Source organism: Bartonella sp. AP150HLJHH, from assembly GCF_042196385.1.
Classification (GTDB): domain Bacteria; phylum Pseudomonadota; class Alphaproteobacteria; order Rhizobiales; family Rhizobiaceae; genus Bartonella.
Genome location: NZ_JBHIQC010000002.1, coordinates 132,784 through 146,114, shown reverse-complemented (window position 1 = coordinate 146,114; position 13,331 = coordinate 132,784). Strand labels below are relative to the sequence as shown.

Below are 13,331 nucleotides of genomic sequence, written 5' to 3'. Positions count from 1 at the left end.
AAGAGAAGAGATGGGTTATTGAAATATTTATGATGAAAAAAAAATTCTTATTCGTAATAATAGCAGCTTTTTTAGAAGCAGATTCTGTTCTAGCTTCTGGGTGTGCTGAAGTAGGTAAGAAGGCTGCTGCGCAAGAGAGCGGGGTTCTCGTCCGTTCAAAATCGGTTGTTCAGGATGGAAAGGACATGTGTACGATTGTAGTTGTTGTACCAGCCCGTAATGGTGAAAAGTTACGTCGTGTTGAATTTTTTGTTCCTGCTGATTAGTTTTTGGCAGATGGTGTTGTGATGCGTATCTTAATCGTTGAAGATGATCGGAATCTTCACCATCAATTAGCAGAAGCTGTAAGACGTGCAGGATATGTTTCCGATAGTGCTTTCGATGGTGAAGAGGCTTATTTTTTAGGGAGCACAGAGTCTTACGACGCGGTGATACTTGATATAGGTTTACCGCAGATTGATGGTATTAGTGTTGTTGAAAAATGGCGTCAAGAAGGGCTCTCCATGCCTGTTTTAATGCTAACGGCGCGAGACCGTTGGTCTGATAAGGTGCACGGTATTGATGCTGGAGCTGACGATTATGTTGTGAAGCCATTTCATTTGGAGGAGGTGATGGCGCGCTTGCGAGCATTAATTCGTCGCACTACGGGACATGCGACAAGTGCATTATGTTGCGGAAATGTTTTGTTGGATACAAAGACGTCTCGTGTTTTTGTGGATGGTCAATTGATTAAACTAACATCTTATGAATTCAGACTGCTTTCGTATCTCATGCATCATTGTGACAGGGTCATTTCAAGAACAGAGCTTACTGAACATCTTTATGATCAGGATTTTGATAAGGACTCGAATACGGTGGAAGTCTTTGTAGGTCGGTTACGGAAAAAGCTTGGAATGGATTTGATTGAAACTATTCGAGGAATGGGATATCGCGTGAGAACGCGAGGTGATTAATGAATGTTTTTGAAGAGAATAATTGGTATAGGAGGTTCTTTTTTGTAATTACTCGATCTCTCAGTTTACGTGTTATGATCTTATCAACATTATGGGTTGTTATTTCTCTTTTATCGATTTCTGCAGTAAGTATTTTATTTTATAAGCGTTCGACTGAACAAAGCCTAGAGCGTATCCTTTCTGCTCAACTCTACAGTCTTATTGCAACAGTGACGGTGTCATCGGAAGGTACTTTGATAGGAGGGGCTGGGATTGATGATATTCGTTATTCTGATCCAACAACAGGATGGTATTGGGAAGTTGTTGCGATATCCCATAATTTAAAAGGAAGATTGACATCTCCCTCATTGGGAACAGGGGAGATATTTACACCAAGTGATGTTGATATACCTTTTGACAATAAATTCTTTCGCTCTTATCGGATAACGGGGAACAATGGTCAAAAGCTACAAGTGATTGAGAGTGATGTTGTTCTTGATAATAAAAATCATATTGCACGTTTTCGGCTTGTTGGGAATATCGATGAAGCTCATGCCCAGGTAAAGGAATTTAAGCGAACTTTGCAAATTTTTCTTTGGAGTTTCGGTATCGGGAGTGTTCTTATTAATATTGCTATTATTTTCTTTAGTTTTCAACCGTTGAAGCTTATTCGACGTGCATTGAATGATATTCGCGAAGGAAGAGTTCATTATGTGAATACGGATTTAGTAAGCGAAGTGATGCCGCTTGTACAAGAGATGAATGCTCTCATTAATAATAATCAGCGTATTATCGAGCGATTTCGCACACAGGTTGGTAATCTCGCGCATTCATTGAAGACGCCTCTATCCGTGATTATGAATGAGACAGATAAGATGCGCGGAGAAAAGGCTAGTTTGTTGAGAGAGCAAACGCAAATAATGCAAGCTCAAATCAATCATTATCTTCAGCGTGCGCGGATTGCAGCACAATGCGATAGTGTTGTCTATCATACGTCTGTTCGCAGTGTGCTTGAACGCTTGGTACGGGTTATGAAAAAGCTTAATCCTGAAAAACAAATTCAATTTATTATGGATGTTGATGATATTGTTTTTTCTGGAGAGAAGGAAGATTTAGAAGAAATTATAGGGAATTTGATTGAAAATGCTACTCAGTGGTCTCGCGCAAAGGTTTTGATCTCTTGTTGTTTAGAAGAAAATGCTGAAGAAACAGAATATTTTAGTATCTTTGTAGAAGATGATGGTCCTGGTTTAACAGAAGACAAAATTGATGAAGCATTAAAAAGAGGGCGGCGGTTTAATGAAAGTAAACTAGGGTCAGGCTTAGGGTTAGCAATTGTTTCAGATATGGTCAGTGAATATGGTGGCAATCTCTTTTTATCACGTTCTGATTTGGGTGGGTTGTATGCAAAAGTTTTATTACCTAAGATGGGAGAATAACATATTTTCTCCTTAAGCAAGAAATGTCTATAAAGTTTGTAAAGCAGTATTTTCAGATAATACATCAAAGAGTAGGGAAACATTGTTTTTAGTTTCTTTATTTAATTGATATATACAATAGATTTTATAATATTCTCCATGAAAAAATGAATTTTTATTAATTCACATCACTTTTCTCATGAAGAGGATAAAATGTAAGCGAGTTATTCTCTGTTCGTATTGGAAAAAAACGATATGCTCTTATTGATTTTTGCAGCATTTTTTCTGATTTTTCTGGCAAGTGTTCTTTTTCTTTCACTACGTTTTGATGATGAGATAAAAAAAGAATGGAAAGTTCAAACCGTGGGTGGTTATAGAAGCCATAAGCGTATGATTGAGTTTAACAAGCTTTATATGCATTATAAAAAAAGAAATATTCTTAAGGCTTTAAGTATCTTGTTTGTTCTCCTTATGACATGGAATATTTATGGGCTGACAGGCAATCCAGAAGTGAAAAGTTATTTTTTTAGCGAATTAATGGATAAGGATCCTCAAACTCTTAGTAAGCAAGAAAAGCTTATTCGTTTACAAGTGCTTTTTTTCCGTGCACCTCATGATGGCAAGCTAGCAGATGCGTTAGCGGTAGGGTATCTCGAAGAAAGCCTTTTTCAAGAAGCAGTGAATACTTATTTAGATGCACTTCGTTTGAATGGAGAAACAGCTCCAAGGCTTGTAGGATACGGTTTAGCATTGGTTGGTTATGAAGGGGGAGTGATAACGCAAGAAGCGCAAAATGCTTTTCAAAAAGCAGCAGATTTAGCGCCAACAGATTTTTATCCACGTTTATTGTTGGCTGATGCATTGCATCAAGCAGGAAAAACTGCGCAGGCAGTGCAATTTTTACAAAGCTTTCTTGACACAATGCCTGAAAATTTTTCAGGACAATCACGTGTTAAAAAAATGATAATTCAGTTACGTGATTTATCGAGTGAGCATACAAAGAAAAGAAATCTTGCACCTATGTAGAAGATGTGCAAAGCTTTTAAAAAATAAAATATTGATACTTAATTATAACGTAAATTTTTTCGCAGAGTGTCTATGAACAGTCAATCTTTAAAGAATTCTGCCTCATGGAAGGTTATTTTAGAGCAGCGAAAAAAAAAGCGCTTATTGATCATATTATTATGTTGTTTGGTTATGACAATTGCAGCAAGTCTCATAGTGTATGCAATGCGTCATGCGGTCAGTTTTTTTAGAATGCCCTCTGAAATTACAAGAGAAGATATTTTAACGGAGCGCCCTTTGCGTTTGGGTGGCTTTGTTGAAAAGGGAACTGTTCAATATGTTGGAGAGAGAGGCGTTGTTTTTTTTGTAACGGATAACAAAAAACATGAAAAAGTAATTTTCAATGGTGCCTTACCGGATCTTTTTCGTGAAGGTCAGGGGGTGATCGTAGAAGGGCATTTCGATAAACAGGGCTTTTTTATAGGGATGCGTATTTTAGCAAAACATGATGAAACTTATATGCCTAAAGAAACAGCTGATCGTTTGAAAAAACATTACATTATGGAGAAATAATTCGATTGTGCTTGTCGAACTGGGTCATATTTTTTTAGCTGCAGCATTTTCAGTAAGCTTATTAGGGGCATTTTTACCTGCTTTAGGTTTTTGGTGGAGAGAGCGTTTGTTAATGCAAACAGTTGTTCCTCTAACATATATCACTTTTACATTACTGCTTTTATCTTTTTTAGTGATAATTTATGCTTATGTCGTATCTGATTTTTCTGTTTTGAACGTTGTTGAGAATTCTCATTCAGAAAAACCGATGCTCTATAAAATTACAGGTGTTTGGGGCAACCACGAAGGCTCTATGTTGTTATGGGTTTTAAGTCTTGCTTTTTTTAGCGCATTGATGGCTTTTTTTAGCCAACATTTGCCAGAAGATTTTAAGACGCTTGTTTTAATTTGCCAAAGTTGGATTACAACTGCTTTTCTTTTATTTATTCTTTTTGTATCCAATCCATTTTTACGCGTAAATCCACCAGCATTGCAGGGAAATGGTCTCAATCCTCTTTTACAAGATATCGCATTAGCAATTCATCCACCGCTACTTTATTTAGGTTATGTCGGTTTTTCACTTTGTTTTTCTTTTGCCGTTGCGGCATTGATTATGGGACATGTTGATAGAATTTGGGCGCGTGGGATTCGTCCGTGGCTTTTACTTTCTTGGTGTTTTTTGACATTGGGTATTATGGTTGGCTCTTATTGGGCTTATTATGAGCTAGGATGGGGGGGGTATTGGTTTTGGGATCCTGTTGAAAATGTTTCGTTTATGCCGTGGCTTTCAGGAACGGCTCTTTTACATTCTGCTCTTGTTCTCGAAAAACGAGAAATATTGAAAAGTTGGACTCTGTTTTTAGCGCTTCTTACTTTTTCCCTTTCTCTGATGGGAACTTTTCTTGTGCGTTCTGGGCTTTTAGTTTCTGTTCATAGTTTTGCTGTTGATCCAGCACGCGGGCAAGCAATTCTTGCTCTTTTATTTTTTTTTACGGGAGCTGCTTTTCTTCTTTTTGCTTTGCGTACCCCTATTTTAAAAACAGAAAGATTTTTTCAACCAATTTCACGTGAAGGGTTTATTGTTTTAAATAACTTGTTACTGACAACAATAACAGCAACAGTATTGATTGGTACGCTTTATCCTTATTTTATTGAGATATTAACAGGGCAAAAAATTTCTGTAGGGGCTGCTTTTTTTAACCTTACCTGTGGACCGCTAATGGTTTTGCTGTTGTTGTTTGTTCCGTTTGGGACAATGGTGGCATGGAAACGCGGTGATTTTCTTGCAGTTTTTGAACGGTTGTGGTTTGTTTTTGTATTGGTTGGTATCGTCTGTTTTATAATATTTTATGCGACATCTGTGCGTGATATTTTTGCAGTTTTAGGGATTGGGCTTTCAGCGTTTGTTTTTTTAGGCAGTTTAGCGGATCTATGGGGAAAGAGTGGATATGGTAAGAGAGCTTTTTCAGTACGCGTTAAGAGATTTCTTGGATTGCCATGGTCTACTTTTGGTGCAGCAATAGCACATATGGGATTAGGCGTTACATTATTTGGTATTGTTTGCGTGGCAAGTTTTGGGCAAGAACGTATTTTAATCATGAACGTAGGGGATAGGGTGACGATAGCGGATAAAACGCTTCATTTTGATGCAGTGTATGATGGTGTTGGTTCGAATTATTCGACAATGGAGTTTTATTTTAAAATATATGAAAATAAAAACATTGTAGGTCATGTAACAGCCTCAAAGCGATTTTATTCAAGCCAAAATACATCAACAACAGAAGTTGGTCTTAAAAATCATGGCTTATCACAGCTATATATTGTACCGGGACATATTGATAATCGGGGTCTCGTTGTGCACGTATGGTGGAAGCCTTATGTAATATGTATTTGGTTAGGGGCATTCATGATGGCTATGGGGGGATGTCTTTCTCTTCTGGGGTATTGGTTTCGCATTGGCATGTACAATAGGGTAGTGCTTGCTTTAAATTTTTGGAAAAGACATTGAGATGAAAAAAATTCTTTGGATTGTATTTTTTTTAATTGCAACATTTCCTTTTCGATTAGCAATAGCAGTAGAGCCGGATGAGATTTTAAAGGATAAGATTCTTGAAGCGCGAGCACGCCATATTTCATCGCATTTACGTTGTCCGGTTTGTCAAAATCAATCAATTGATGATTCAGATGCTGCTTTAGCACGTGATTTACGGCTTTTAATTCGGGAAAGGCTAAAAATGGGCTATAGTAATCAGCAAGTCACTGACTTTCTTGTTGAGCGATATGGTGAATTTATTCTCTTGAAACCACCATTGAATAAGATAACTTGGTTTTTATGGTTCTCGCCTTTGATCATTATTATCATTGGCGTAAGTATCATATTTTTCCACTTCAAACGGAATAATCATGCGTTATGTGAATGAAAAAGAACAGTCAAAAATGTCATTGCATTAAAAAAATGTTACATAAAAGAAAAAATCAGATCATCTGCAATGAGCAGACAATCTTATTGTAATTATATTAGGGAATACTGAAACCTTACAAAACTTTAATAATTTAGACAGAAAATGGTAAGGTCTGGTATTTTATAAGTGATCGGAATTGAAATAAAGGTATGATTGAATAGGAGCATAGAATAAATGGTTAAAAAGGCTTTCTTTAAAACATTTGTCGCAGTGAGTTTTTCTGCGATATTGGAAAGTGCACTGTTTTTTAGTGGATGTACATCAAGCTTGTGGATGACAAAGGCTCATGCAAGTTCTGTATTTACTTCGTTAATGCAACAACAGGGATTTGCCGATATTGTTGCTCAAGTGAAACCAGCCGTTGTGGCAGTACAAGTAAAGAGCAATAAAAAGAAAGAAGATAGGTTCTTTAGCAACTTTTTTAGTGGTCCAGGACTTGATCAATTACCAGATCAGCATCCTTTAAAAAGATTTTTTAAAGAGTTTTATGATTTTGATAAACCTAAAAATAAATTTCCGCACCAATCGCAGAGACTCCGTCCTGTTGCTTTTGGATCGGGTTTTTTTATTTCATCTGATGGTTACATTGTGACCAATGATCATGTGATTTCTGACGGAACAAGTTATACTGTTGTTCTTGATGATGGTACAGAATTGAACGCAAAGCTCATTGGGAAAGACCCAAAAACCGACCTTGCCGTATTAAAAGTGAATGATAAAAGAAAATTTTCTTATGTTGATTTTGGTGATGATTCAAAGCTTCGTGTTGGGGATTGGGTTGTTGCCATTGGGAATCCATTTGGTCTTGGTGGAACTGTGACAGCAGGTATTGTTTCTGCACGTGGACGTGATATTGGCACTGGTGTGTACGATGATTTTATTCAGATTGATGCTGCTGTTAATAGAGGAAACTCTGGTGGTCCAACGTTTGATCTTAATGGAAAGGTTGTTGGGGTTAATACAGCAATTTTTTCTCCTTCTGGAGGAAATGTTGGGATTGCTTTTGCTATTCCAGCAGCGACTGTAAAACAGGTTGTACAACAACTTATTGAAAAAGGTTCAGTTCAACGTGGTTGGTTAGGTGTTCAGATTCAGCCGGTAACAAAGGAGATTTCCGATTCAATAGGATTGAAAGAAGCCAAAGGTGCTTTGGTTACTGATCCGTTAAAAGGACCGGCAGAAAAGGCTGGTATTAAAGCGGGTGATGTAATTATTTCAGTGAATAATGAAAAAGTTGCTGATGCGCGTGAGCTGGCGAAACGTATTGCAAATATTAAACCAGGAGAAATGGTAACCATAGGGATTTGGAGATCAGGTAAGGAGGAGAGTATAAAGGTTAAACTCGCTTCAATGTCTGAAGATGAAAGTAAGAAAGAGACTTCAAAATATTCAAATGGACAGAGTGATTTAGATGAAACATTGGAAGATTATGGTTTGATTGTTATGCCTTCTGATGATGGTGTAGGGGTTGTCGTAACGGATGTCGATACCGATTCAGATGCTGCAGATAAAGGGATACGCCCTGGTGATATCATTGTGACAGTAAATAATAAACCAGTTAAACGAGTCTCTGATATTATTAACACAATCAAAAATGCTCAGCAGTTAGGACGAAAGGCTATACTCTTACAAGTGCGAACAAATGATCAAAATCGTTTTGTTGCTCTTCCAATTTTCAAAAAATAAGGCTTTAGTTGTAGGACAAATGTTTATTAAACATTTGTCCTACAACATAATAAAATAATGGAGATACGTTTTATGAAGATACTCGTTATTGAAGATGATCATGAGACGGGGCATTATCTCGAAAAAGCATTTTGGGAAGTAGGGCATTCTGTTGATGTTGCTTATGATGGAGATACGGGATACGCTTTAGCAACCACGGAAAATTATGACGTTATGGTTGTTGACCGAATGCTTTTGCATCGTGATGGTCTTTCTATTATTGCTGAATTGCGCGCTAAAGGCAATGAAACACCGGTTCTTATTCTGTCTGCTTTAGGGCAAGTTAATGATCGTGTAACGGGGCTGCGTGCAGGGGGAGATGATTATTTAACAAAGCCTTATGCTTTTTCTGAACTTCTTGCGCGTGTTGAAGTTTTACAACGGCGGAAAAATCCTAAAGAAGCAGAAACTGTTTACTGTGTAGGTAATCTTGAGCTTGATCGGTTAGCACATACGGTAAAACGAGGTGATAGAAACATTCTATTGCAACCACGAGAGTTTCGTTTACTTGAATATTTGATGCGTTATGCGGGGCAGGTTGTTACACGCACTATGCTTTTGGAAAACGTTTGGAATTACCATTTTGATCCACAAACGAATGTCATTGATGTCCATATCTCTCGTTTGAGAGCCAAAATTGAAAAAGATTTTGATGTTCCCCTTCTCCATACAGTGCGTGGAGCTGGATATATGCTGAAAGTACCAGATAACAAAGCATGAATCGTTTGATTAATATAATGCGCACGACGGCGCTAAGGCTTTCAGCACTTTACATTTTATTGTTTGGATTGGTGGCAACAGGACTTTCTATTTATATGACGGCATTTTCTGCTTCATTGTTAACAGAGCAAACTGAACAGGCTTTACATGAAGAATTAAAGTATATTGAAAATGCTTATAATTATGGGGGATTATCCTTATTAATGCGCACTATTGATTATCGTTCAAGACAACCAGGAGCATTTCTTTATCTTGTTACAGATTCTATGGGGCGTATTTTAGCTGGAAATGTAGCACGTATTGAATTAGGTCTTTTGAATCAGAGTGGTTTTATTTCTACCTCTTTTTTGTATTCCCGTTTTGGAGAACATGGCAAAACAAGTGAACATCGCGCTTTGGCGGTTATTGTTGATTTACCTAATGCTATGAAGATTCTTATAGGACGTGATTTGGATGAGCCAGAACGTTTTGCTGTTGTTATTCGCAAAGCTGTGATCATTGCACTTGCTGCAATGGTTGGAGGCGCTTTACTCATATGGTTTTTTGTTGGCAGGAGAGCTTTACAAAGGATTGATCATGTAACGGCTGCATCACAGCGCTTGATGGATGGTGATTTCAGTGGGCGTTTACCTGTTTCTGGAGTAGGGGATGAGTTTGATCGATTGTCAACCAATCTTAATGTTATGTTAGACCGCATTGAAGAGTTAAATATTGGTTTACGTCAAGTATCAGATAATATTGCTCATGATCTGAAAACGCCGTTAACGCGTCTTAGAAATCGCGCTGAAGAAGCGCTTTCAGGAAATAAGACAAAGCTTGAATATCGTCAGGTCCTTGATAGGGTTATTGCAGAATCAGATCAACTTATTTGTACGTTCAATGCGATTTTAATGATTTCACGTATTGAGGCCAGCAGTGCAATTGAACATCTTGAAATGATTAATATGAAACTGATCCTTGAGGATGCTGTTGAGCTTTACGAACCTTTTGCTGAAGAGTCAGGTGTTTTACTTCAGTTGGGAGATATATTTGATAAAGAGCTAAAATTGAATCGTGAGCTTGTTGCGCAATCAATTTTTAATCTTATAGATAATGCAATTAAATATGCGCCTAAAGGTGGAAGGCAAGCGAAGGTTTGCTTATCAATGGAATATCGTGATGAACATTTATTAGTTGTTGTGAGCGATAATGGACCAGGAATAGCAGAGGATAAACGTGAAAAAGTGACAGAACGATTTGTTCGTCTTGAAGAAAGCCGCACACAACCTGGGTTTGGGATTGGTTTAAGTATAGCAAAAGCGGTTATGAAGCTTCACGGGGGTGAATTGTTACTTGAAAATGCAAATCCAGGGCTTAGGGCTGTTTTGTTATTTCCTTAAAGATATTTTTCTTCACTTTTCACTTTTCATACGTAACAACTATTTTAAAAGTATAAAGCAATAGAAAGGAAAGCAAAATGCTTTTCAAGGGAGCACAGATGAAACAAGCTTTTTTAAAAACACAGCTTCTCCCTTTATGTCCTCTCGATAAAAGTGGTTCCCAATGGTTAAAAGACATGGAAGAACAAGCAAGGAAAGAAGGTTTAGAATCGCTTGTTTCCATCATTTCAGAGAGTGGAACGCAGATTGATTTTATCAGTTCGGTTATGACCTTATCTCCTTTTTTGCGTGAGGTTTTAATTGCCAACCCATCATATCTTAGTGCTTTATTAAATGTTGATATAGAAACAAGGCTGAGCGAAATTATAGATGATATTACAGCTATTGATAAGGATGAAGCTATAAATGAAACTTCATTGATGGCTGCTTTAAGGCGCAAAAAACGAGAAGCGCATGTTCTTATTGCTTTAGCTGATTTGGGTGGTGTTTTTACTTACGAAGTTTCATGTGTTTGGTTGACACGTTTGGGCGAAGCAGCATTAAGTGTAGCACTACGTTTTCTATTAAGAGAAGCGCATGATCATGGTAAGATCAATTTATTAAGCCGTGAGAATCCAGAAAAAGACTGTGGTTTAATTATTTTAGGGATGGGAAAGTTAGGAGCAGGGGAACTTAATTATTCTTCTGATATTGATCTTATTGTTTTCATTGATGAAACATCACCTCATATTGGTAATCTTTCTGAAAGTGTTGACGTATTTTCTAAAATGGTACGCCGATTAATCCGTATCATTCAAGAACGCACTGCGGAAGGATATGTTTTTCGTCTTGATTTTCGTCTTCGTCCAGATCCAGGTTCAACCCCTTTGGCCTTACCAGTAAGGACTGCATTGCGTTATTACGAAGGGCGTGGGCAAAATTGGGAACGAGCAGCCATGATTAAAGCACGTCCAGTTGCTGGTGATAAGAGGGCAGGTTTTAACTTTCTCAAAGAGCTTTTTCCCTATGTGTGGCGGAAATATTTAGATTATGCTGCTATTGCTGATATTCATTCGATCAAACGTCAAATTCATGCGCATAAAAATTACGGTCAAATTGCAGCTTATGGGCATAATATAAAGTTAGGTCGTGGTGGTATTCGTGAGATTGAGTTTTTTGTTCAGACACAGCAGCTCATTGCTGGTGGACGTTTTCCTCAATTACGTGGACGTCAGACAGTTGCAATGTTAGCAGAACTTCACACGCTTGGTTGGATCAGTGAGAAAACGAGAAATAGCCTTATAAAAAGTTATGCTTTTCTTCGAAATGTGGAACATCGTATTCAAATGCTTTTCGATGAACAAACACATCTTCTTCCAAATGATACTGCTCAATTCACAAGTGTTGCCTATTTAATGGGTTATCAAGACAGTAGCAGTTTTATCCGTGATTTATTAAAAACACTTCAGGTTGTTGAAAAACATTATGCAGCACTGTTTGAGAATGAGCAAGAACTTGGTTTAGAAATTGGTAATTTAGTTTTTACCGGTGAAGAAGATGATCCGGAGACATTAATAACGTTAAGCCGTTTAGGCTTCGAAAGAGCAAGTGATATTTGTCGTATTATGCGCACGCTCCATTTTGGTCGTTATAAAGCAACGCAATCAGCCGAAGCACGCGAGAGATTAACGGAATTAACACCAGCTCTTTTGAAAGCTTTTGGTGGGACAAAACGAGCTGATGAGGCGATGTTGCGTTTTGATGGTTTTTTACAGGGCTTACCTTCAGGAATTCAGCTTTTTAGTCTTTTGCAGTCTAATCCCTCTCTTTTGGATATGCTTGTCCTTATTATGGGTGCTGCTCCACGTCTTGCAGAAATTATTACACGCAGATCCCATGTTTTTGATGGAATGTTAGATCCGAATATTCTTTCAGAATTACCGACCAAAACGTACTTAGAAAAACGGCTTGAATATTTTCTTGAAAATGTTCTTTCTTATGAGGAAATTCTTGACCATTTAAGGATTTTTGCAGATGAACAACGTTTTTTGATTGGTATTCGAATTTTAAACGGTACAATTACAGGAGAAAGAGCGGGTTTTGCTTTTACTGCGCTTGCTGATCTTATGATTACAAAAACATTTGCTACCGTTCAAGAGGAATTTTCTCGTCTTCATGGTCGTATTAAAGGGGGGCGTGTTGGCATATTGGGTATGGGGAAGCTTGGAAGTCGCGAATTAACAGCAGATTCCGATGTTGACCTCGTTTTGCTTTATGAACACGATGATGATGATGCAGAAATATCTGATGGAGAAAAGCCTCTTTATATCTCTCAATATTATACGCGTTTAGCACAACGCCTCGTTTCTGCTTTATCCACTCTTACAAGCCAAGGTATTCTTTATGTCGTTGATTTAAGGTTACGGCCATTAGGCAATAAAGGACCTATTGCTGTTTCTTTTCCATTTTTTAAAAAGTATTATCGCCAAGAAGCATGGATATGGGAATATCTTGCTTTAACAAGGGCTCGAGGCATTGCAGGAGACCCTGATTTTTTACAAAAACTAGAAAATGAAGTGTGTGCAATTATTGCTATTTCTCGTGATAAGAAGGAAGTTGCAAAAGAAGTATGTGAAATGCGTGCCTTGATTGCAAAAGAAAAGCCGCCAAAAAATCAATGGGATTTAAAAACGATGTCTGGTGGCATTATGGATTTGGAGTTTATTGCTCAATTTTCTCTTATTACGCATGTCATGGAGTTTCAAATTGGAGCGACGACAGCGGATATTTTAGATCACTTACCAAACAGTTTTCTTAATCAGTCATGTATTGCTGATTTACATTATGCCTATCGTCTTTATACAAATTTGAGTCAAATTATACGGCTTTGCTTAAATGATTCTCTTGATCCCAATGACATGCCACCTGGATTAAGTGATCTTTTGTTGAATAGTGTTGGGGAACCTGATTTGCTTCGTGTGGAAAAATTAATTGCAGAAACTGGGCAATTGGTCTGTTCAGTTTTTACAAAAATCATGAAATATTAAAATAATTCTATAAGAATAAATAAAAATTATTAATTCCATTTTTATATATTAATTTTTGTCTTTCATTTCATAGACGCTTGAGAGGGTTAGAGTGAAGTTCTCTACTGTTTTT

11 protein-coding genes are annotated in these 13,331 nt (G+C 37.4%); all 11 read left to right on the top strand.

All coding sequences use genetic code 11. The features are described from left to right. Positions 1 to 29: 29 nt before the first annotated feature. The 11 genes from ACFING_RS01845 to ACFING_RS01795 all read left to right on the top strand — a co-directional run bounded on the left by ACFING_RS01845 (position 30) and on the right by ACFING_RS01795 (position 13,219). Positions 30 to 266, top strand: coding sequence for a hypothetical protein (locus ACFING_RS01845; RefSeq protein WP_375620679.1), 237 nt, complete (start codon positions 30 to 32; stop codon positions 264 to 266). Positions 267 to 287: 21 nt separating this feature from the next. Further along, a complete protein-coding gene (locus ACFING_RS01840; protein ID WP_375620680.1) occupies positions 288 to 953 on the top strand; it encodes a response regulator transcription factor in 666 nt (221 codons plus the stop codon). Beyond that, positions 953 to 2,371 (top strand): ATP-binding protein, encoded by a 1,419-nt coding sequence (locus ACFING_RS01835; protein WP_375611158.1) that lies wholly within the window; start codon positions 953 to 955, stop codon positions 2,369 to 2,371. The genes ACFING_RS01840 and ACFING_RS01835 overlap by 1 nt, the downstream gene beginning before the upstream one ends. Before the next feature lie 234 nt (positions 2,372 to 2,605). Further along, positions 2,606 to 3,376, top strand: a complete 771-nt coding sequence (locus tag ACFING_RS01830) for a tetratricopeptide repeat protein (RefSeq protein ID WP_375612997.1) — start codon at positions 2,606 to 2,608, stop codon at positions 3,374 to 3,376. A gap of 72 nt (positions 3,377 to 3,448) precedes the next feature. Next, positions 3,449 to 3,928, top strand: coding sequence for a cytochrome c maturation protein CcmE (ccmE, locus tag ACFING_RS01825; RefSeq protein ID WP_375629456.1), 480 nt, complete (start codon positions 3,449 to 3,451; stop codon positions 3,926 to 3,928). 7 nt (positions 3,929 to 3,935) lie between these two features. Beyond that, complete coding sequence (locus tag ACFING_RS01820) at positions 3,936 to 5,915, top strand: heme lyase CcmF/NrfE family subunit (RefSeq protein ID WP_375629453.1); 1,980 nt, start codon at positions 3,936 to 3,938, stop codon at positions 5,913 to 5,915. Between the two features lies 1 nt (position 5,916). Beyond that, positions 5,917 to 6,327 carry a cytochrome c-type biogenesis protein CcmH gene (locus ACFING_RS01815; RefSeq protein WP_375611162.1) on the top strand — a complete coding sequence of 137 codons (411 nt, stop codon included), beginning with the start codon at positions 5,917 to 5,919 and terminating at the stop codon, positions 6,325 to 6,327. A gap of 216 nt (positions 6,328 to 6,543) precedes the next feature. Continuing rightward, positions 6,544 to 8,055, top strand: a complete 1,512-nt coding sequence (locus ACFING_RS01810; RefSeq protein ID WP_375611163.1) for a Do family serine endopeptidase — start codon at positions 6,544 to 6,546, stop codon at positions 8,053 to 8,055. A gap of 72 nt (positions 8,056 to 8,127) precedes the next feature. After that, the gene (locus ACFING_RS01805) at positions 8,128 to 8,814 is read left to right on the top strand and encodes a winged helix-turn-helix domain-containing protein (RefSeq protein WP_375629450.1); all 687 of its coding nucleotides are present in this window, start codon (positions 8,128 to 8,130) and stop codon (positions 8,812 to 8,814) included. Next, positions 8,811 to 10,193 (top strand): ATP-binding protein, encoded by a 1,383-nt coding sequence (locus ACFING_RS01800; RefSeq protein WP_375620682.1) that lies wholly within the window; start codon positions 8,811 to 8,813, stop codon positions 10,191 to 10,193. Before ACFING_RS01805 ends, ACFING_RS01800 begins: the two co-directional genes overlap by 4 nt. A gap of 98 nt (positions 10,194 to 10,291) precedes the next feature. After that, on the top strand, positions 10,292 to 13,219 hold the full coding sequence (locus tag ACFING_RS01795) for a bifunctional [glutamine synthetase] adenylyltransferase/[glutamine synthetase]-adenylyl-L-tyrosine phosphorylase (protein ID WP_375629447.1): 2,928 nt from the start codon (positions 10,292 to 10,294) through the stop codon (positions 13,217 to 13,219). The last annotated feature ends 112 nt before the right edge of the window (positions 13,220 to 13,331 follow it).